Annotated in this window: 19 protein-coding genes; 7 read left to right on the forward strand and 12 right to left on the reverse strand. The window is 72.5% G+C overall.

Translation table 11 applies throughout. The annotated features are described in order from the left end of the window. Positions 1-32 precede the first annotated feature (32 nt). The 3 genes from E1283_RS12040 to ilvA form a co-directional block, all read right to left on the reverse strand. Entirely contained in the window at positions 33-905 is an 873-nt protein-coding gene (locus E1283_RS12040) for an ABC transporter permease (RefSeq protein WP_132817971.1), read from the reverse strand. Beyond that, positions 902-1,921 (reverse strand): ATP-binding cassette domain-containing protein, encoded by a 1,020-nt coding sequence (locus E1283_RS12045; RefSeq protein ID WP_132817972.1) that lies wholly within the window; start codon positions 1,919-1,921, stop codon positions 902-904. The genes E1283_RS12040 and E1283_RS12045 overlap by 4 nt, the downstream gene beginning before the upstream one ends. A 194-nt stretch (positions 1,922-2,115) precedes the next feature. Further along, complete coding sequence (gene ilvA / locus E1283_RS12050; RefSeq protein WP_132817973.1) at positions 2,116-3,333, reverse strand: threonine ammonia-lyase; 1,218 nt, start codon at positions 3,331-3,333, stop codon at positions 2,116-2,118. Between the two features lie 165 nt (positions 3,334-3,498). On the opposite strand from ilvA, the gene E1283_RS12055 reads away from it, so the two are divergent. Then, a complete protein-coding gene (locus E1283_RS12055) occupies positions 3,499-4,044 on the forward strand; it encodes a MarR family winged helix-turn-helix transcriptional regulator (RefSeq protein WP_132817974.1) in 546 nt (181 codons plus the stop codon). Between the two features lie 42 nt (positions 4,045-4,086). Here E1283_RS12055 and E1283_RS12060 read toward each other — a convergent pair whose 3' ends face one another. Next, positions 4,087-5,241: a cystathionine gamma-synthase gene (locus tag E1283_RS12060; protein WP_132817975.1), complete on the reverse strand. Its 1,155-nt coding sequence runs from the start codon at positions 5,239-5,241 to the stop codon at positions 4,087-4,089. Between the two features lie 127 nt (positions 5,242-5,368). On the opposite strand from E1283_RS12060, the gene E1283_RS12065 reads away from it, so the two are divergent. Further along, positions 5,369-6,490: a hypothetical protein gene (locus E1283_RS12065; protein ID WP_132817976.1), complete on the forward strand. Its 1,122-nt coding sequence runs from the start codon at positions 5,369-5,371 to the stop codon at positions 6,488-6,490. A gap of 95 nt (positions 6,491-6,585) precedes the next feature. Next, positions 6,586-7,242 (forward strand): peptide-methionine (S)-S-oxide reductase MsrA, encoded by a 657-nt coding sequence (msrA, locus tag E1283_RS12070; protein WP_132817977.1) that lies wholly within the window; start codon positions 6,586-6,588, stop codon positions 7,240-7,242. 39 nt (positions 7,243-7,281) lie between these two features. Here the strand turns inward: msrA and E1283_RS12075 are convergent, their stop codons facing one another. Genes E1283_RS12075 through E1283_RS12090 form a run of 4 tightly spaced genes read right to left on the reverse strand, consistent with a single transcriptional unit; the run spans position 7,282 to position 10,039 of the window. Next, positions 7,282-7,692 carry a PIN domain-containing protein gene (locus tag E1283_RS12075; protein ID WP_132817978.1) on the reverse strand — a complete coding sequence of 137 codons (411 nt, stop codon included), beginning with the start codon at positions 7,690-7,692 and terminating at the stop codon, positions 7,282-7,284. Beyond that, entirely contained in the window at positions 7,677-7,931 is a 255-nt protein-coding gene (locus E1283_RS12080) for a type II toxin-antitoxin system Phd/YefM family antitoxin (RefSeq protein ID WP_132817979.1), read from the reverse strand. The genes E1283_RS12075 and E1283_RS12080 overlap by 16 nt, the downstream gene beginning before the upstream one ends. 57 nt (positions 7,932-7,988) lie before the next feature. Further along, positions 7,989-8,720 carry a creatininase family protein gene (locus E1283_RS12085; RefSeq protein WP_132817980.1) on the reverse strand — a complete coding sequence of 244 codons (732 nt, stop codon included), beginning with the start codon at positions 8,718-8,720 and terminating at the stop codon, positions 7,989-7,991. A 14-nt stretch (positions 8,721-8,734) separates the two neighbouring features. After that, positions 8,735-10,039 (reverse strand): NsdA family TPR-like regulatory protein, encoded by a 1,305-nt coding sequence (locus E1283_RS12090; RefSeq protein WP_132817981.1) that lies wholly within the window; start codon positions 10,037-10,039, stop codon positions 8,735-8,737. A 507-nt stretch (positions 10,040-10,546) separates the two neighbouring features. On the opposite strand from E1283_RS12090, the gene E1283_RS12100 reads away from it, so the two are divergent. The 3 genes from E1283_RS12100 to E1283_RS12110 all read left to right on the forward strand — a co-directional run bounded on the left by E1283_RS12100 (position 10,547) and on the right by E1283_RS12110 (position 13,004). Then, the gene (locus E1283_RS12100; protein ID WP_132817983.1) at positions 10,547-10,822 is read left to right on the forward strand and encodes a DUF7848 domain-containing protein; all 276 of its coding nucleotides are present in this window, start codon (positions 10,547-10,549) and stop codon (positions 10,820-10,822) included. Positions 10,823-10,920: 98 nt separating this feature from the next. Beyond that, a complete protein-coding gene (locus tag E1283_RS12105) occupies positions 10,921-12,045 on the forward strand; it encodes an IS630 family transposase (RefSeq protein WP_132817984.1) in 1,125 nt (374 codons plus the stop codon). 125 nt (positions 12,046-12,170) lie between these two features. Beyond that, positions 12,171-13,004, forward strand: coding sequence for an alpha/beta fold hydrolase (locus tag E1283_RS12110; RefSeq protein ID WP_132817985.1), 834 nt, complete (start codon positions 12,171-12,173; stop codon positions 13,002-13,004). Positions 13,005-13,059: 55 nt separating this feature from the next. Here E1283_RS12110 and E1283_RS12115 read toward each other — a convergent pair whose 3' ends face one another. The 4 genes from E1283_RS12115 to E1283_RS12130 all read right to left on the reverse strand — a co-directional run bounded on the left by E1283_RS12115 (position 13,060) and on the right by E1283_RS12130 (position 17,624). Next, the gene (locus E1283_RS12115; RefSeq protein WP_132817990.1) at positions 13,060-13,917 is read right to left on the reverse strand and encodes an LLM class flavin-dependent oxidoreductase; all 858 of its coding nucleotides are present in this window, start codon (positions 13,915-13,917) and stop codon (positions 13,060-13,062) included. A gap of 57 nt (positions 13,918-13,974) precedes the next feature. Then, positions 13,975-15,579 (reverse strand): alkaline phosphatase D family protein, encoded by a 1,605-nt coding sequence (locus E1283_RS12120; protein ID WP_132817986.1) that lies wholly within the window; start codon positions 15,577-15,579, stop codon positions 13,975-13,977. Positions 15,580-15,700: 121 nt separating this feature from the next. After that, the gene (locus tag E1283_RS12125) at positions 15,701-16,375 is read right to left on the reverse strand and encodes a response regulator (RefSeq protein WP_132817987.1); all 675 of its coding nucleotides are present in this window, start codon (positions 16,373-16,375) and stop codon (positions 15,701-15,703) included. 1 nt (position 16,376) lies between these two features. Then, a complete protein-coding gene (locus E1283_RS12130; RefSeq protein WP_132817988.1) occupies positions 16,377-17,624 on the reverse strand; it encodes a sensor histidine kinase in 1,248 nt (415 codons plus the stop codon). An 89-nt stretch (positions 17,625-17,713) separates the two neighbouring features. On the opposite strand from E1283_RS12130, the gene E1283_RS12135 reads away from it, so the two are divergent. Beyond that, positions 17,714-18,438, forward strand: a 725-nt coding sequence (locus E1283_RS12135) for an ABC transporter ATP-binding protein (protein ID WP_132817989.1), incomplete at its 3' end; no start/stop codon positions are given.

The following is an 18,438-nucleotide window of genomic DNA, read 5'->3' on the forward strand; positions in this document are numbered from 1 at the left end:
GAAGGGGAGGGCGCGGGAGGGAACGGGGTCGCTCAGCCGGCAGCCCGCTTGTACTTGCGGACCGCGAGGGTGCGGAAGAGCGCGATGATGACCAGCGAGGAGACGAGGGAGGCCAGCACCGGGTGCTGCATCGGCAGGACGTCCGGCGGGTGGTAGCCGGCCGGCAGGTTGCCGAAGAGGTCGCGCACGGCGAGCACGGTGGCGCTGAACGGATTCCACTCGGCGATCGGCTGGAGCCAGCCCGGCATGTTCTCCGAGGGCACGAACGCGATCGAGATGAAGGTGAGCGGGAACAGCCAGACCAGACCGCCGGAGGTGGCGGCCTCAGGTGAGCGGACCGAGAGGCCGATCAGCGCGCCGATCCAGGTGAAGGCGTAGCCGAAGAGGAGCAGCAGGCCGAAGGCGGCGAGCGCGTTGAGCACGCCGTCGTGCACCCGCCAGCCGACCAGGAAGGCGACGATGGCCAGCACCAGCAGCACCACCGCCGTCTGCACCACGTCCGCGAAGGTGCGCCCGGTGAGGACGGCGCCGCGGGCCATGGGCAGCGAGCGGAAGCGGTCGATGATGCCCTTCTGCATGTCCTCCGCGATGCCGGCGCTGGAGCCGGCGGTGGCGAAGGTGACCGTCTGGGCGAAGATGCCGCCCATCAGGAACTCGCGGTAGGCGCTGGGGTCGAGGCCGGCGCCCGGGATGTTGATGGAGCCGCCGAAGACGTAGGCGAAGAGCACCACGAACATGACCGGCTGGACGATGCCGAAGACCACGACCTCGGGGATGCGCAGCATGCGCAGCAGGTTGCGCCGGGCGACCACCAGCGAGTCGCGCAGCCCCTGGCCGAACGAGATCCGGTCTCCCGCGCGGGAGACGGGCGCCGGGACCGGCTGCTTCTGGACGGTGGTGTTCATCGGTCGTTCTCCGGCTTCTCCGCGGCGGCCGCGCCCTCGTCGCCCTGGCCGCGGTGGCCGCGGTGGTTCTCCGCCCGCTCGGCGGCGTGGCCGGTGAGCGAGATGAACACGTCGTCCAGGGTGGGGCGGCGCAACCCGATGTCGTCTATCTCGATGCCGTGACCGTCCAGTTCGCGGATGACCTCGGCGAGCAGCTTGGCCCCGCCGGAGGCGGGCACGCTGAGCTTGCGGGTGTGCTCGACCAGCGAGGGCTCACCGTCGCCGAGGCGCCGCAGCACCTCCTCGGCGACCGGTATGCGCTCGCGGTCGTGGACCACGACCTCGACCACGTCTCCCCCGGTCTGGTCCTTGAGCTCGTCGGAGGTGCCGCGGGCGATGACCCGGCCGTGGTCGACCACGGCGATGGTGTCGGCCAGGTGGTCGGCCTCCTCCAGGTACTGGGTGGTGAGCAGCAGGGTGGTGCCGCCGGCGACCAGCTCCTGGATCACCTCCCAGAGGCCCTGCCGGTTGCGCGGGTCGAGCCCGGTGGTCGGCTCGTCCATGAACATCACGGGCGGGCTGACCACCAGCGCGGCCGCCAGGTCGAGGCGGCGGCGCATGCCGCCCGAGTAGGTCTTGGTGGTGCGGTCGGCCGCGTCGGCCAGGTTGAACCGCTCGAGCAGCTCGTCGGCCCGGCGCTTCGCCTTCTTCGCGGACAGCTGGTAGAGCTGGCCGACCATCCGCAGGTTCTCACGGCCGGTCAGATACTCGTCGACCGCGGCGAACTGGCCGGAGAGGCCGATGGATCGGCGGACCTCGTTGGGATGGGCGAGGACGTCGACGCCGGCGACCTCGGCGCGGCCCGAGTCGGGCCGGATCAGCGTGGTGAGCACGCGGACCGCGGTGGTCTTGCCCGCGCCGTTGGGCCCGAGCAGCCCCAGCACGGTGCCCTCCGGCACGTCGATGTCGACGCCGTCCAGTGCCCTGACATCGCCGAAGGTCTTCACCAGACCCTCGGCGTAGATGGCACCTGGCATGGAACTTCTCCCCGTTCGATCGGCAGGTTCAGGTTCACCCGCGGGACGCGGGAACGCCAGTCTAGACACAACGCGATACATCGCGATACCCACTTTGGTATCGAACACTTGTCGTGTCGCGTCGTGTCACGTCACGCGAACCCTCGCGCAACGCGGTGAACCCGAACCCGCCGATGCGAACCTTCGGTCGACGGTCAGCCGACGACCAGGTATCCGGCCGCCCGCAGCGCCTCCGCCACCTCCTCGCAGTGCCGCGGCCCCCGCGTCTCCAACTGCAGCTCGACCTCCGCCTCCCCCACGCCCAGCCGCGGATCCGTACGCATGTGGTTGACCGCGATCACGTTGGCGTCCACCGCCGAGAGCTCGCCGAGCAGCGCCGCCAGCGCCCCCGGCTGGTCCGGCACCCGAAGCCGCAGCGACAGGTAGCGCCCGGCCGCCGCCATGCCGTGCCGGAGGGTGCGCTGGAGCACCAGCGGGTCGACGTTGCCGCCGGACAGCACCGCCACCACCGGGCCGCCCGCGAACGCCTCGGGGTCCGCGAGCAGCGCGGCCACCGGGCTGGCCCCGGCCGGCTCCACCACCAGCTTCGCCCGCTCCAGGCACAGCAGCAGCGCCCCCGAGAGCGAGTCCTCCGAGACGGTGCGGACCTCGTCCACCAGGTCCGCGATGATCCGGAACGGCACGTCGCCCGGCCGCCCGACCTTCATGCCGTCCGCCATGGTGGCCACCTCGGGCAGCGCCACCGGATGCCCGGCCGCGAGCGACGGCGGGTAGGCCGCCGAGCCCGCCGCCTGCACCCCGACGATCCGCACGTCGGGCCGCAGCGACTTCACGGCGAGCGCCACGCCCGCCGCGAGACCGCCGCCGCCGATCCCGAGCACCACGGTGCGCACCTCGGGGCACTGCTCCAGGATCTCCAGACCCACCGTGCCCTGGCCCGCCACGACGTCCTCGTGGTCGAAGGGATGGATCAGCACGGCGCCGGTCCGCTCGGCGTACTCGCTGGCCGCGGCCAGCGTCTCGTCCACCACCGTCCCGTGCTGACGCACCTCGGCCCCGTACTCCCGGGTCGCGGCGATCTTCGGCAACGGGGCGCCGACCGGCATGAACACCGTCGACCGCACCCCGAGCAGCGAGGCCGCGAGCGCCACGCCCTGCGCGTGGTTGCCGGCGCTGGCCGCGACCACGCCGCGGGCCCGCTCCGGCTCGCTGAGACCGGCGATCCTGGTGTAGGCGCCGCGGATCTTGAACGAACCGGTGCGCTGCAGGTTCTCGCACTTGAGGTGTACGGGCGCGCCGACCAGCCGGCTGAGGTACCGGCTGCCCTCCATCGCCGTGATCCGGGCGATCCCGGCGAGCGTCTTCTGCGCGGCAAGCACGTCATCCAGCCGGGGCCGGTGATTCTCAGCCATGCGGTCAGTCTCGCAGGCCCGACGGCCTCGGAGCCCGTCGGGGCGCGGGGATCGCGCATCGCCCCCCGGTGTGTCGGTGCGGCGGCGTACGCTGATGCGCAGTCAGCGAGCCGCCCCCCGCGCCCGCCATCCCGCGACCGCCGCGCCCCGACGACAGACCCGGACATGACTCCTGAATCCACCGCTCACCCCACCACCGCCGACGCCGACACCGACGCCGACACCGGGGATGCCGGCACGCCGCCGGCCGCACCGCACGCCGCGCCCGACCGCCACCTGCTCGACACCTTCCAGCACGAGGTCGCGGTCTTCGCCCGGCGGGCCGAGCAGACGAGGCTCGGCGGCCTCGGCCCCACCCGCGGCACCATGGACCGGGCCGCCTATCTGCTGCTGAGCCGGCTCGACCAGGAAGGACCGACGGGGGTCAAGGCACTGGCCGCCGGCATGGGCATCGACTCCTCGACGGTCACCCGGCAGGTCGCCCCGCTGGTCGACTCCGGTCTGGTGAACCGCACCGCCGACCCGGACGACGGCCGGGCCGTCGTGCTGCGCATCTCGGCGCGCGGCAGCGACCGTCTCGAGGAGGTGCGGCAGTCGCGGCGCCGGCTGATGACCCTGCTCACCGAGGACTGGACGGAGGAGGAGCGCGTCGAGTTCTGCGCGCTCCTCACCCGCTTCAACTCCTCGATCGCCCGACTCCAGTCGGGCTGAGCCCCGGCAGCCTCGGTCTCAACGTCAGCCTCGGCCTCAGCCTCAGCCGAGCGCCTGCGCGAGGTCGGCCAGCAGGTCCTCCACGGCTTCGATGCCCACCGAGAGCCGCACCAGGTCCGCCGGCACCTCGAGCGCCGAGCCGGCGACCGAGGCGTGCGTCATCCGGCCCGGGTGCTCGATCAGCGACTCGACGCCGCCCAGCGACTCGCCGAGCGTGAACAGCCGCGTCCGGTCGCACACGGCCACCGCGGCCTCCTCGCCGCCGGCGACCCGGAACGACACCATCCCGCCGAAGCCCCGCATCTGCTTCGCGGCCGTCTCGTGGCCCGGGTGCGTCTCGAGACCCGGGTAGTACACCTGGACGACCTTCGGGTGCGCGGTCAGCGCCTCCACGACACGCGCCGCGTTGGCGTTGTGCCGGTCCATCCGCACGGCCAGCGTCTTGATGCCGCGCAGCACCAGCCAGGAGTCGAAGGGGCCGCCGACGGCGCCCAGCGCGTTCTGGTGGAAGGCCAGCTCGTCCGCGAGCCCGGCGTCGGAGGTGACCAGCGCGCCACCGACCACGTCCGAGTGGCCGCCCAGGTACTTGGTGGTCGAGTGCACGACCGCGTCGGCGCCGAGCGCCAGCGGCTGCTGGAGGTAGGGGCTGGCGAAGGTGTTGTCGACCACCAGGCGGGCCCCGGCCGAGCGGGCGAGGTCGGCGACCGCCGCGATGTCGGTGATCCCGAGCAGCGGGTTGGACGGCGTCTCCACCCACACCAGCCGGGTGGTGGGCCGCAGCGCGTCCCGCACCGCGGCCGGGTCGCTCGTGTCCGCGACCGACCACTCCACGCCCCAGCGCTCCACGACCTTCGAGATCAGCCGGAACGTGCCGCCGTAGGCGTCGTTCGGGATCACCAGGTGGTCGCCGGGCCGCAGCACCGTGCGCAGCAGGCAGTCCTCGGCGGCGAGCCCGGACGCGAACGCCAGGCCGCGCCGGCCGCCCTCGAGCGCGGCGAGGTTCTCCTCCAGCGCGGTGCGCGTGGGGTTGGCCGAGCGGCTGTACTCGTAGCCGCCGCGCAGGCCGCCGACGCCGTCCTGCTTGTAGGTGGACACCTGGTGGATCGGCGGGACCACCGCTCCGGTGACCGCGTCGGGCTCCTGCCCGGCATGGATGGCCAGTGTCTCGAAACGTGACAGGCCCTGCTGCTCGTTCATGGCTACACGGTAGTGGGCCTTACGGTTGATATATCGCACCGGCCGGAGCACCGAAGCACACGACATGCACCCGTCACCGCCGGACATAGGGTGACACAGGAACGAAACGAGGGGGAGCCGCGCCGCCATGGAAGCACTTCTGCTGCTCATCGCGCTGACCGCCATCTTCGGTGTGGTCGTGCTGCCCGCCATCCGACGGCGCCGCGAGCGCCAGGAGTACGAGCGGGCGGCCGCCACGGCCGACGCCCAGACCGCCGCCCCCGGCTTCGGCGTCTCGCTGAACAAGGAAGGCGGCGCCCCGACGGCCACCGGCCTGGTCCCGGTCGACCAGCTCGACGTCCGGCTGCCCGGGCCCGACACGGCTCTCGTCATCGCGCTCGAGGAGACCAAGAGCAGCCAGAACTGGCGTCCGGTGGGGCAGTTGCTCGCCCTCACCGACGACCACGAACTGCGCTGGCAGCGCGTCCAGTCGCTGGCCGGCGCCGGCGCCATGGAGCTGACCCGCGCCCGCGCCGCCGGGGAGACCCTGGGCGCGAGGTGGCTGCGCGACTGGCGGGCCGAGGAGCCGAACGACGCGGGCGGCTGCCAGGTGTACGCGCAGTTCCTGGTCTGGCAGGCGATGTCCGACCCGTCGTCGGCCGACCACCGGATCATCCTGGAGGAGGCCCGCACCGTCTGCGGCGAGGCCGCCGCCCTCGCCCCCGACGACCCGACGCCGTACGTCACCGAGCTGCTCATCGCCCGCGGCCTCAGCTACCGGCCGGCGGACTTCGAGGCCCTCTGGGGCAACGTCGTCCAGCGTGACCCCGCGCACATGGGCGCGCACCTCGCCGCCCTGCCGTACTGGTCGGAGAAGTGGCACGGCTCGCGCAAGCAGGCCGACGCCTTCGCCACGGCCGCGGCCTCCTCGGCCCCGGAGGGCAGCCTGCTGGCCGCGCTTCCGCTGTTCGCGGTCTACGACCACCTGCCCGACGTGCAGCTCTCCCCCGGCATGTACCAGGGCGCGGTGATCCAGGACGCGATCGAGGCCGCCCAGTACGCCGTGAACACGGTGCGTAGCGGTCACCCGGTGGAGCCGCACGTGCGCCACCTGTTGCTGTGTTTCCTGGTGCGCGCGGAGAGGTACGCGGAAGCGGCGGAACAGGTGCGGGCCATCGACGGTTATGTGGGTGCGATCCCGTGGGTGGACGGCGAGAACCCGGCCGCGGAGTACGCCCGCTATCGCGCCGTGGCCATCGCCGGCCAGTAACGCCGGCGGGACCGACCAGGCCACTGATCAGGACCACCGGCCAGGACCACCGACCAGGACCACCGACAGGGACGACCACAGGAGTGAGATCCACCATGCTGTACACCTTCAAGTCCCGGCTCCCCAGCCCGGACGAGGCCCTGCCCGGCCGCGCCGAGCTGCCCTTCGAGGTGCCGGCCCGCCACACCGTCCTGGGCAACCCGCTGCTCGGCCCCTACCCGGAGGGCCTGGCGGTCGCCGACTTCGCCCTCGGCTGCTTCTGGGGCGCCGAGCGCCGCTTCTGGCAGACGCCGGGCGTGTGGACCACCCTCGTCGGCTACCAGGGCGGCATCACCGCGCACCCCACGTACGAGGAGGTGTGCAGCGGCATGACCGGCCACACCGAGGCCGTGCGCGTCGTCTTCGACCCGGCGGTGGTGTCCTACGCCGACCTGCTGAAGGTGTTCTGGGAGTCCCACGACCCCACGCAGGGCTTCCGCCAGGGCAACGACGTCGGCACCCAGTACCGGTCGGCGATCCACACCCACTCCGACGCCCAGGCCGCCGCGGCCGAGGAGTCGAAGGCCGCCTACCAGAAGGTGCTGTCCTCCTCCGGCTACGGCGCGATCACCACGGAGATCCTCCCGGCGGCCGACCGCCCGTTCTACCCGGCCGAGGACTACCACCAGCAGTACCTCGACAAGAACCCCGCCGGCTACTGCGGCCTCGGCGGCACGGGCCTCTCCTGCCCGGTGGGCGTGGCGAGGGCCTGAGCGCCACGCGGCCGGCGGAGTCCGCCCTCGGTCAGCGGCTCAGTTCGCCGGAAGGACGACGGCGCGCACCCCTGGCAGGCCGTCGAAGGCCGCCTTGTCGTCGGTCGTCAGGAGCGTGCGCGCGGTGGCGGCCGCGGTGGCGGCGATGATGAGGTCGTGCGCGCCTCGCGGCTTGCCTTCGCGGCGCACGTGGGCCAGGAGGCGGGCGTGGATGACGGCGACGTCCGTCGTGTAGTCCTCGACGGGGACGAGTGCGCGCACCCCGTCCACGAACGCCTGCCGGCGCTCGCGCCGGGAACCGTCCGCCAGTTCCGCTCCGAACTGCAACTCGGCCAGGCTCACCGCCGCGATGGTGACGTCGTCCTCGTCGTCGAGCAGGCGGGCGAGCCCCGCGCCACCGCGTTCGGCCCGGACGACGACGCCGGTGTCCAGGATCAGTCGTCGTGCCACGTGGTGCTCATCTCATCGGTCACGCTGTCCCGAGCCGCGGCCACGTCGCCGGCGTAGTCCTCGTCCACCGCGTGAGCGGCGAGGAAGTCCTTGATCGCCGCCCCGTTGCCGGCAGGTGCCGGGGAAAGGGTCGCGAGGCGCCGCCCCCCGCGCGTGATCACGATCGTCTCTCCGTGCTCGGCCCGATCGAGCACGGAGGCGAAATTGCGCGCAACCTCTGTTGCCGTCATCGTCCTCATGGAATCAGAGTATCTGATTCACCCAGGTCGTGTCCGTCCTGAGCGCAGGCGAGCGGATCAACCGGGGCCGTTCGCCCGGCCGGACCTGATCAACACCAGGTGGGCGCGGGCCGACTCCGCGAGGCTGTCGAGAAGTGCCTTGCCCTTGGCGGCGGTGGCCAGGGACGGCTGGCCGATGATCCCGTTGCCTGTGTAGCCGGCCATGCCGAGGGTGAGGAGGTGCGGCCGGTCGGGGGCCGAGTGGTCGTCGGCGGCGATACCGTCGCCGACGACGTGTGGGGCGCCGTGGAGCAGCAGTGAGACCTCGAACTCGCCGCCGTGCATGTCCTCGTCGGCGTTGCTCTCCAGGCCGGCGGCGGCCCGGGCCAGGCGACGGTCCTCGTGAGCGGGGAAGAGGGCGATCCGAGGTCCCGGGACGTTGAGTTCCTGGACGACGTTGGACAACACGTAGTTGCCGCCGTGCCCGTTGACGATCAGAAGCCCTGGCACGCCGGAGGCTTCGAGCGAACTCCAGATGTCGTTGACCATGGCGTAGAGCGTGCTGGCGCTGATGCTGACGGTGCCGGCCATGTGAGCGTGCTCGTGCGAGCAGGAGACGGCGATCGGCGGCAACAGGAACAACCCGTTGTCGTCGGCGATCCGGCGGGCCAACAGGCCGGCGATCAACGTGTCGGTGATCAGCGGCAGGTGTTCGCCGTGCTGCTCGAAACTCCCCACCGGCAGCACGGCGACGGCTGGTGCCCTGCGGCGCTCGTCACCGGACGTGGCGTGAGTTATCAAGGCGTCCATGGCGCCAGCATCTCTCATGGGTACTCGGCCTGCCCAGCCGCGAGACGGTCCCTGACCAGCCGGTGGCGCCCGGCGAACCGAGCGACCTCCGTATCGTCGCCATGCGACTCAAGTGCTCCGGCGACGGTGGCGAGCTCGCCCATCGTGCGCGCGGAACCCGTCTGGCCAACGATCGCCAGCGCCTTCGTCCCCGCTTCGATACCGCGCTCGACTTCGCCGGCGACGACGCAGGCACGCGCCAGGCGGGCCAGATACACGCCCCGGTCGTTCCGGTACACCTGGGGCAGCGTGGTGAGTTCCGCCTCGAAGAGGTCGACGGCGCGCAGCGGCTCACCGAGTTCGACCCAACAGTGGGCGCGCTGGATCTCGATGTAGGTCGGTGTGCAGTAGGAGGTGTCCAACGCGACGTCCGCATCGCCCAGGTCACACTGGGAGACGAGGGTGTGTGCCTCGTCGAACTTGTCGTGGGCTGCCTTCAGGTTGCCCATGAGTGCGTGACCCTGTGCCTCCTGCTGCGCGGCGAGGGCGGTGATCCCGGGCGTGGTTCCGACGATGCCCTGCGCGGCTCGGGCGAGCCCCACGGCCTTCTGGGCACTGGCCTGTGCCGCGGCCTGGTTGGCCTTGCGGTACAGCAGGTACGACTGCATCGGTTGATCCACGGCCTCCTGCGCCCATTCCATGGCCCGGTCCGACCAGTACCCGGAGCGGCCGAAGTCGCCGACATCCTGATAGAGCCAGCCCAAGAACTCCGCTACTCGGCTGCCTGCGCTGAGCAGCACGTCCCGCGCCGTGCCGGTGGCCGTATCCAACGCGCTCGTGACGGTCTGCGCCTGCCGCAGCGCGGAGGGGACGGCTTGGGCCGGGCCGAAGAAGTTGGCTCCCGAGTAGAGCTGCGGCAACTGCCTCTCGATCATTGCCGCGACGAAGTGCGGGTCGGTGGGATCGTCATCGGAGTCGAGGAACCAGCGACACTGGCTGGTGCTTTCCTGAGGCTGCCATTCAAGGCTTCCGGCACTCGGCGGGCGCGTCTCCCAGCCCCGGGGAGCGAGACCGAGCATGCCTCCCGGGATGCGCAGGCCATCGGCCACCCGCTCGATCACCGCGATGTCCCTGATCTCACGCCGCCCCGCGATGACTTCGGCGACCCGGCTCGGCGTCAGGTCACAACGGCGGGCGATCAACGAGGGGAAGATGCCCGCCTTGGCACGGACCAGCTCGAAGGCACGCGAGAAATCACGTTCCCGGCAGGCTTCGATCATGGCCGCGTCGCGAAGCAGCCGTGCGGGAAGCTCGTGCGGCGGTTCGAACTTGGCGGGCATCAGCGACGCTCCGGGACCCATCCGGCCGGTTGCGGAATGCTACGGCTCGACTACGAGCGATCCTACCCATCGTGGGTAATCACGGTGGACTGTGCGCGAAACACCATCGACGAAACGCTTGTCGCAGCAAAGACCCCGCGACCGCTGGCAGAGGGATCCGGGGCACGGCCAACGCCGCAAAGGAGCGTCACCATGGAGAAGGGTATCGCCCGAATCGTCGTGAGCTTGCTTGAGTTGTTGCTACCCGCGCCCGGTCGCCATCGGGCCCCCGTCGGGCGGGGGTGGTCCCGTGGCTGAGCCACGCGTGCCGGAGGTCGGAGAGTTGGCGCGAGACCCGCGCGGAGTGGTCGGTCGGGTGGTGGATCACCAAGCCGGCCGGGTGTGGCTGCGGCCGGTCGGTGGTGGTCGCGAGTGGGATGTGCCGGTGGAAGACGTGGAATCGGCTCCCATGGCTGAGTTGTTGCGGCCGGCCGTCGTCGAGGCCAACCGGCGTTCCTGGGAGGGATCGTGACCCGCGCGATCATCAGGGCGGCCGAGTGGACGCTGACGGAGGAGACGGGCGAGGGCGCGCCTCGGGCGGTGTTCCGTGTGGCGTGTGTCGACTGCGGGGCCGCGTCCGAGGCGGTGGACAACCAGCCGGAGCCGGTGGAGATGTGGGCGCTGCGGCACACCGGGCTGAACACCACGCACCGGCGGTTCAGGCTCGCCACCGAGTGGTTCTGGCGCGTCGTCCCCGCGCCCGGCAATCCGTACTTCGACCTGGAGGGGACTGCCGGGCGCTAGTGCTTTGACCGGGAAGGTTCGCCGGGTCGCGGTTGGCGTTGGTGGGTGCGGGGCCGCTTGGATGTGAGCCGACAGGCTGTCCAACAGGTGGAGGCGTGGTGGCAGAGCCTGTTCGAGTGCGCAGGCTGACCGATCAGGAGGGGCAGCGGCTGCAGCGGATCGTGCGTCGGGGCAGCACCAGCTTGGTGCGTTACCGGCGGGCGATGATGCTGCTGGCCTCGGCCGGCGGCAACCGGGTGCCGGTCATCGCCCAACTTGTGCAGGCCGACGAAGACACGGTGCGCGATGTGATCCATCGGTTCAACGAGATCGGCCTGGCCTGCCTGGACCCTCAACGGGCGGGAGGCCGTCCCCGCCTGCTCAGCCCTGACGACGAGGACTTCGTCGTGGCGACGGCCACCACCCGCCCGGCCAAGCTCGGCCGGCCCTTCACCCGCTGGTCGTTACGCAAACTCGTCGCTTACCTGCGCAAAGTCCACGGCCGGGTGATCCGGATCGGCCGCGAGGCCCTGCGCTGCCTGCTCGCCCGCCGCGGGGTCACCTTCCAGCGGACCAAGACGTGGAAGGAGTCCACCGACCCCGAGCGCGACGCCAAGCTCGACCGCATCGAGCGCGTTGTGGAGCACTCCCCCGACCGGGTTTTCGCCTTCGACGAGTTCGGGCCGCTGGGCATACGCCCCACCGGCGGATCCTGCTGGGCGGGGAAGGGCCGCCCCGACCGGATCCCGGCGACCTACCACCGCACCCACGGGGTGACCTACTTCCACGGCTGCTACTCGGTCGGCGACGACACCCTGTGGGGCATCAACCGCCGCCGCAAAGGCACCGTGAACTCCCTGGCCGCGCTGAAGTCGATCCGCGCCGCGCGCCCGGACGGCGCCCCGGTCTACGTGATCATGGACAACCTCTCCGCGCACAAGGGCACCAAGATCCGCGCCTGGGCGAAGAAGAACAAGGTAGAGCTGTGCTTCACCCCGACCAACGCCTCCTGGGCCAACCCCATCGAGGCCCACTTCGGACCGCTGCGGCAGTTCACCCTGGCCAACTCCCACCATCCGAACCACACCGTCCAGACCCGGGCACTGCACCGCTACCTGCAATGGCGCAACGCCAATGCCCGCCACCCCGACGTCCTGGCCGCCCAACGCCGCGAGCGCGCCCGCATCCGCAGCGAGAAAGGCATCCGCTGGGGCGGCAAACCGCTCACGCCCGCCGCCGCGTGACAAGGCACTGGGGGGTGAGGTCACTGTCCGGGCACGGCGCTACCGGCCTGTGACCATGCCGTCCGGACCGAACCCGGCTTGATCACCCCCATGGGCCGGAGGCACAACCGAGAGGAATAGCACCCGTGAGTGAATGGCAGCTAACCGAGACATTCCGCAGCACCTCCGGCGACGTCCGCTGGGACAGCCTCGGACAACCCGGCCAAGATCCGGTCGTCCTCCTCCACGGCACACCCTTCTCCTCGTACGTCTGGCGCGCCGTCGCCCGCTCACTCGCCCGCCGTCACCGGGTGTTCCTGTGGGACATGCCCGGTTACGGGGCATCGGAGAAGTCCGCCGGCCAAGATGTTTCCCTGGCTGCCCAGGGCAGGGTCTTCACCGAGCTCTTGGAGCACTGGGGCCTGGAGGAACCTCTGGTAGTCGCCCACGACTTCGGCGGGGCCGTCTCCTTGCGGGCACATCTGCTCCACGGCGCCCGCTATCGTGCGCTCGCTCTGGTCGACCCGGTCGCGCTGGCGCCGTGGGGGTCCCCGTTCTTCCGCCTTGTCGGCGAGCACTCCGAGGTCTTCGAGCAGCTGCCCCCCGCGCTGCACCACGCCCTGGTACGCGAATATGTCAGTTCGGCCAGCAGCCCTGGCCTTCACCCGGCAGTCCTCGACCGGCTCGTCCAGCCCTGGCTCGGAGACCCCGGCCAGGCGGCTTTCTACCGGCAGATCGCTCAGGCCGACCAGCGATACACCGACGAGGTGCAGGACCGCTACGGCGAGATACGCATCCCGACGCTTGTGTGCTGGGGCCAGGACGACACCTGGATTCCCATGGCGAAGGGACAGGATCTCGCCGCCCGCATCCCGGGCGCGCGACTTGAGCCAATCGCTGGTGCGGGCCACCTCGTCCAGGAAGACGCACCCGCCGAACTCACAGCCGCTCTCATCGCCTTCCTCCAGCACCCGCGCTAACGCCCAACAACCCGGCGAACCTTCCCGGTCAAAGCACTAGGGGGCCGGACGGCCGTCACCGCCCCGACGTCACCGCCGGGAGGATGGCGGCGAGTTGGTCGAGGGGGTCGGGGCCGACGGGGCGGAGGACGACCGTGTGGGCGCCGGCGTCCCAGAGGGACGTGATGCGGGTGGCGGCCGTGTCGGGGGTGCCGGCGGCGAGGAAGACGTCGGCGGCGGGGATGCCGAGCCACTCGGTGTACTCGGCGATGACGGGCGCCGTGGCGGCCGGGTCGTCGCCGAGGTAGAGGTGGGTGAAGACGATCAGCTCGTGCGCCGGCCGTGGGGTCTCGGCCGCGGCGCGGCCGCGGTCGATGTGGGCGAGGGCGGCGGTGACGCGGTCGGGGCCCTGGCCCTCGGCGATGATGGTGCCGTCCGCGACGCGTCCCGACAGTTCGAGCGAGCGGGGCCGCACGACGCCGGTGACCAGCGGCGGGGGCTCGGCCGGCGGGTGGACGAGGGTGACGTCGTCGATCCGGACCGTGCGGCCGGCCACGTCGGTGGTGGTGCCGGAGAGCAGCGAGCGGACCGCGACCAGGGTCTCCTCGAGGAGGGCCAGCTTGGTGGGCGAGGCGGCGCCGACCTGGGCCATCCAGTCGGGTGAGCCGTGGCCGATGCCGGCCACGAGACGCCCCGGGAAGAGCCGGGCGACGGTGGCCAGTTCCATGGCCAGCAGCGCCGGGTTGCGGAACGGCGCCGGCACGATGCCGATGCCGATCCGCAGCCGCTCGGTGGCGGCCAGGGCGAGGGTCGCCGCCGAGACGCCGCCGGCGAAGCCGAGGTCCTCCACGACCCACAGGTCGTCGACACCGAGCCGCTCGGCGGCGCGGGCGAACTCGGCCAGGCCCTCGGGCGGGAGGGAGCGGTCGTACATCACGCCGATACGGCGCTGGGCGTCGTTGGTCACGATCACACTGTACGGCCGCCGGGGTCAGAGCTGTTGGGCTCCGGGGCGGTCGGCCTCGACCACGAAGGAGGCCGCGGTCTCGACCGACGAGCCGGGCGTGGTGACGTACGGCACCACCCGGTAGTCGGCGCGGAGTTCGGTGGCGTTGACGCCGACCACCGTGTAGCCGCGCTGCGCGTTGTGCCACGTGAAGTGGGGGTTCACCCCGGGCGTCATCCAGTTGAAGCCGAAGGTGTCCATCGGCGTGCCGTCGCCGCCCGAGCTGATCGAGGTGCCGGCGAACTCGGTGGCGACGACCGGGGAGTCCGGGTCGTCGAAGTCGAGCTTGAGGTCGGCGACCACGCTGCGGTGGATGTCGCCGGTCAGCACGACGCAGTTGGCGACGCCGCGGTCGTGCAGGCCGGTGAGGAGCCGGTCGCGGGCGGCCGTGTAGCCGTCCCACATGTCGAGGCCGACGGTGTGGGTGTTCGGGTCGGTGTCGTGGTCGGCCTGGGCGATCAGGGTCTGGTTGGCGAGGACGTTCCACGCGGTGCCGGCGCGCCGGACGCCGTCGAGCAGCCAGTTCTCCTGTGCCGCGCCCAGCATGGTGCGGGACGGGTCGGACCGTTCGGCGTCGCAGCCGGACTTGGTGCCGTCGCCGCACACCTGGTCGTCGCGGTACGAGCGGCTGTCGAGGACGTGCAGTTGGAGGAGGTCGGCAAAGCGCAGCCGGCGGTAGAGCTGGCAGTCCGCGCCGTCCGGCTTCTGGGGCAGCCGCAGCGGCAGGTGCTCGTAGTACGCCTGGAAGGCGCCGGCCTTGCGGCCGCGGAAGGCGGCGACGTCGCCGTCGGGGAAGCCGTCGGAGTCGATCTGGGCGATGTCGGCGGCCCAGTTGTTCTCGACCTCGTGGTCGTCCCAGGTCAGCACCCAGGGGAACGCCTGGTGCGCGGCCTGGAGGTCGGGGTCGAGGCGGTAGAGCGCGTGCCGGTTGCGGTACTCGGCGAGGGTCCGGGTCTCGCGCTGGTAGGACGCGTCGAGGGTGAGGCCGCGCACCCCGCCGGTGGCGCCGACGCCGTACTCGTAGATGTAGTCGCCGAGGTGGACGACGAGGTCCAGGTCCTCGGCGGCCAGGTGGCGGTAGGCCGTGTAGAAGCCCTCGTACCAGCACTGGCAGGAGGCGAAGGCGAGCTTCAGCCCGGTGGCGGTGGTCGGCGCGGTGCGGGTGCGGCCGACCGGGCTGACGGCGTCGCCCGAGGGGACCCGGAAGCGGTAGAAGTAGTCGCGGCCGGCGGCGAGTCCGGTCACCTCGACGTGCACGGAGTGGCCGAGTTCGGGTACGGCGGCGGCGGTGCCGGAGTGGACGACGCGGCCGAACGACTCGTCCTCGGCGATCTGCCACTCGACGTCGACCGTGGCGTCCGGCATCCCGCCGCGCCCGTCCACCGCCAGCGGGTCGGGGGCGAGACGGGTCCACAGCACGACGCCGTCCGACGCCGGGTCGCCGGAGGCGACGCCGAGGGGGAAGGGGTCGGCGGCGAACCGGGGCGCGGCCCAGGCGGCGCGCGAGCTGAGTCCGGCGGCGTGCAGGCCGAGCGTGGCCACCCCGACGCCTGCGGCGCGGCCCAGCAGGCCGCGTCGTGTGAGTCCCATGTGATCCTGCCCGTCTTGGTCAGCTGACGTACCGACGGGCGTACATTCCTGGCGGATCACCGCGTTTCCAACCAGGCGCGCCCGGACCAGGGGCAGTTTTGGGAAAACGTTCGGTGCCGGTTCAGCCGAGGCCGGTGGGCGAGGCGTCCCGCACGAGCAGCGCGAGCTGGACCCGATTGGCGCAGCCGAGCTTGCCCAGGGCCCGGCTCACATAGGTCTTGATGGACATCTCGCTCATCAGCAGCCGGCGGCCGATCTCCGCGTTGGACAGGCCCTCGGCGACGAGCCGCACCACGTCGGACTCGCGGGCGGTGAGCCGGGCCAGCAGCTCGCCCGCCTCCCGGCGGCGGCGCGCGGCCTCGGGGGCGACGCGGCCGAGGACGAGGCGGGTGACCGGCGGCGAGAGGTAGGCGTCGCCGCCGTGTGCCGCGACCACCGCGCCCACCAGCTCCCCGGGGGTGCAGTTCTTCAGCAGGAAGCCGGCGGCGCCGGCCTGGAGGGCGCGCAGCACGTTGGGCTCGGCGCCGAACGCCGTCAGCATCACGGCGCGCACGCCGGGCGCGCGGCGGTGCAGTTCCTCCAGGGCGGCGAGCCCGTCGAGTGCCGGCATGTTGATGTCGAGCAGGGCGACGTCGACGCGGTGCCGCAGGGCGGCGTCGACGGCGGCGCGGCCGTCGCCGGCCTCGGCGACGACCCGGATGTCGGGTGCGGACTCCAGGACGGTGCGCAGGCCGGCGACGATCAGCGGCTCGTCGTCGGCCACCAGGACGCGGACGGCCGGCCGGGTGTCCGGCATCTCAGCGCACCCCCACCAGCATGCCGGCGGCCGGGACGGCCAGCATCAGCGCGGCCGTCGCCGTGCCGAGGGCGAGGCTGCGGGCGACGCCGACGCGCGGCGGCCCGGGCTCCGGTTCCCCGGCGGGCGCCGCGGGGACCATGGCGACCAGCCGGAAGCCGTCGTCCGACCGCCGGTGGTCGAGGAAGCCGCCGGCGGCGCCGACCCGTTCGGCCAGGCCGGCGAGCCCGTGGCCGCCGGACGACGGAGCCGGAGCCGGAACCGGAACCGGAACCGGGCTCGGACTCGGGCTCGGTGGCAGCGGGTTGGCGAGGGTGAGCAGCAGCGCGTCCGACTCCCAGTCGAGCGCCACGGTGACCGGCCGGGTGGGGGCGTGCCGGGCGGCGTTGGTCAGGCCCTCCTCGACCACCCGGTACGCCGCCGCCCACCCCGCCTCGGCCAGCGGGACCGGCGTGCCGTGCTCGCGCAGCGCGACCGGGCCGCCGGCGGCGCGGAACCCGGCGACCAGCCGCCGGATCCCGGCCACCCCGGAATCGGCCGGCCTGGGCCCGCCCTCGGCGCCGCGCAGCGCCCCCACCAGGTCGTGCAGTTCGGTCAGCGCGTCGCGCGCCGCCCGGGCCAGCTGCCGGGTGGTGCGCCGCTGGGCGGGCGGCAGCTCGGCCACCTCGAGCGCGGCCGCCTGCACCGAGACCAGGGAGAGCCGGTGGCCGAGCGAGTCGTGCATGTCCCGGGCGATGCGCAGCCGTTCGCGGAGCCGCTCGCGCTCGGCCAGGAACTCCCGCTCGCGCAGCAGCCGTCGGTTGTGGTCGTCGAGCGCGCGCAGCAGCCTGTGGTGCTGCGCCAGGTAGCGGCCGAGCAGCAACGGCAGGGCGACGAAGATCAGTTGGGCGGAGAGCAGCCGCGAGACGGCGGCCGGCTCCAGGGGGTGGACCGCCAGCCGGACGAGCAGGGCGCCGAGCGCCGCGCCGCCGACCACCGCCGCGTCGGCGCGGCCGCGCAGCGCCCGCCCGGCGCCGAACGAGGACCACACGAGCGCCGCGAAGCCGGCGCCGGTGAGGGCGGCGACGCTCTGCGCGGCGGCGAAGGCGGGCAGCGGACGGCGCCGGCAGAGCGCGACCAGCGCGAGGACGGCGACGGCGTACCCGGCGAGTACCCAGGGCGACGCCGCCCGGGTTCCGCGCAGGGTGGCGGCCAGGATCGCGGTGTCCGCCAGTGCGACGACCGTGGCGGTGAGCAGGTGCCGGGCCATGGCAGCCAGCGTAGGGCCGGGGCGCCGGCCGGCACATGTCCACTTTGGAGGACGGTTTCCGCCCCGGCACGGTCCCTAGCGTGGGCGGGGTGATCGACGTACACGAGCTGAGCAGGACCTTCGGGGACACGGTGGCGGTGGACCGGCTCTCCTTCACGGTGCGGCCGGGCCGGGTGACCGGCTTCCTCGGCCCCAACGGTGCCGGCAAGTCCACCACACTCCGCATGATCCTCGGCCTGGAGCGGCCGAGCGCCGGCGCGGCGCTGATCGACGGCCGCCCCTACCGGGAACTCGACCGCCCGCCGCACCGGGTGGGCGCGCTGCTGGCGGCCGGCGACACGCACCACGGGCGGCGCGCGGTCGACCATCTGCGCTGGTTGGCGCGCGCCGGGGACATACCGGAGGCCAGGGTGGCGCGGGTGCTCGAACTGACCGGGCTGGCGTCGGTCGCGCGCCGGCGGACCGGCGGCTTCTCGCTGGGAATGGCGCAACGCCTGGGCATCGCGGCGGCGTTGCTCGGCGATCCCGGGGTGCTGCTGCTGGACGAGCCGGTCAACGGGCTCGACCCGGAGGGGGTGGTGTGGCTGCGCACCCTGCTGCGGGAGTTGGCGGCCGAGGGGCGGACGGTGCTGCTCGCCAGCCATCTGATGAGCGAGATGGCGCTGACCGCCGAGCACCTGGTCGTGATCGGGCGGGGGCGGCTGCTGGCGGACGCCTCGGTCCGGGCGTTCGTCGACGACAACTGCGGCGTCCGGGTGGCCGTCAGGACCCCGACGCCTGATCCGCTGCGGTCGGCGCTGGAACGGGAGCTGTC

The sequence above is a fragment of the Streptomyces hainanensis genome (genome assembly GCF_004348415.1).
GTDB lineage: Bacteria > Actinomycetota > Actinomycetes > Streptomycetales > Streptomycetaceae > Streptomyces > Streptomyces hainanensis.

What these genes read in the sequence shown, in the direction of transcription:
- E1283_RS12040 (WP_132817971.1), bottom strand. Translation starts at nt 905, where the DNA reads ATGAACACCACCGTCCAGAAGCAGCCGGTCCCGGCGCCCGTCTCCCGC.
- E1283_RS12045 (WP_132817972.1), bottom strand. Translation starts at nt 1,921, where the DNA reads ATGCCAGGTGCCATCTACGCCGAGGGTCTGGTGAAGACCTTCGGCGAT.
- ilvA (WP_132817973.1), bottom strand. Translation starts at nt 3,333, where the DNA reads ATGGCTGAGAATCACCGGCCCCGGCTGGATGACGTGCTTGCCGCGCAG.
- E1283_RS12055 (WP_132817974.1), top strand. Translation starts at nt 3,499, where the DNA reads ATGACTCCTGAATCCACCGCTCACCCCACCACCGCCGACGCCGACACC.
- E1283_RS12060 (WP_132817975.1), bottom strand. Translation starts at nt 5,241, where the DNA reads ATGAACGAGCAGCAGGGCCTGTCACGTTTCGAGACACTGGCCATCCAT.
- E1283_RS12065 (WP_132817976.1), top strand. Translation starts at nt 5,369, where the DNA reads ATGGAAGCACTTCTGCTGCTCATCGCGCTGACCGCCATCTTCGGTGTG.
- msrA (WP_132817977.1), top strand. Translation starts at nt 6,586, where the DNA reads ATGCTGTACACCTTCAAGTCCCGGCTCCCCAGCCCGGACGAGGCCCTG.
- E1283_RS12080 (WP_132817979.1), bottom strand. Translation starts at nt 7,931, where the DNA reads ATGAGGACGATGACGGCAACAGAGGTTGCGCGCAATTTCGCCTCCGTG.
- E1283_RS12085 (WP_132817980.1), bottom strand. Translation starts at nt 8,720, where the DNA reads ATGGACGCCTTGATAACTCACGCCACGTCCGGTGACGAGCGCCGCAGG.
- E1283_RS12090 (WP_132817981.1), bottom strand. Translation starts at nt 10,039, where the DNA reads ATGCCCGCCAAGTTCGAACCGCCGCACGAGCTTCCCGCACGGCTGCTT.
- E1283_RS12115 (WP_132817990.1), bottom strand. Translation starts at nt 13,917, where the DNA reads ATGTACGACCGCTCCCTCCCGCCCGAGGGCCTGGCCGAGTTCGCCCGC.
- E1283_RS12120 (WP_132817986.1), bottom strand. Translation starts at nt 15,579, where the DNA reads ATGGGACTCACACGACGCGGCCTGCTGGGCCGCGCCGCAGGCGTCGGG.
- E1283_RS12125 (WP_132817987.1), bottom strand. Translation starts at nt 16,375, where the DNA reads ATGCCGGACACCCGGCCGGCCGTCCGCGTCCTGGTGGCCGACGACGAG.
- E1283_RS12130 (WP_132817988.1), bottom strand. Translation starts at nt 17,624, where the DNA reads ATGGCCCGGCACCTGCTCACCGCCACGGTCGTCGCACTGGCGGACACC.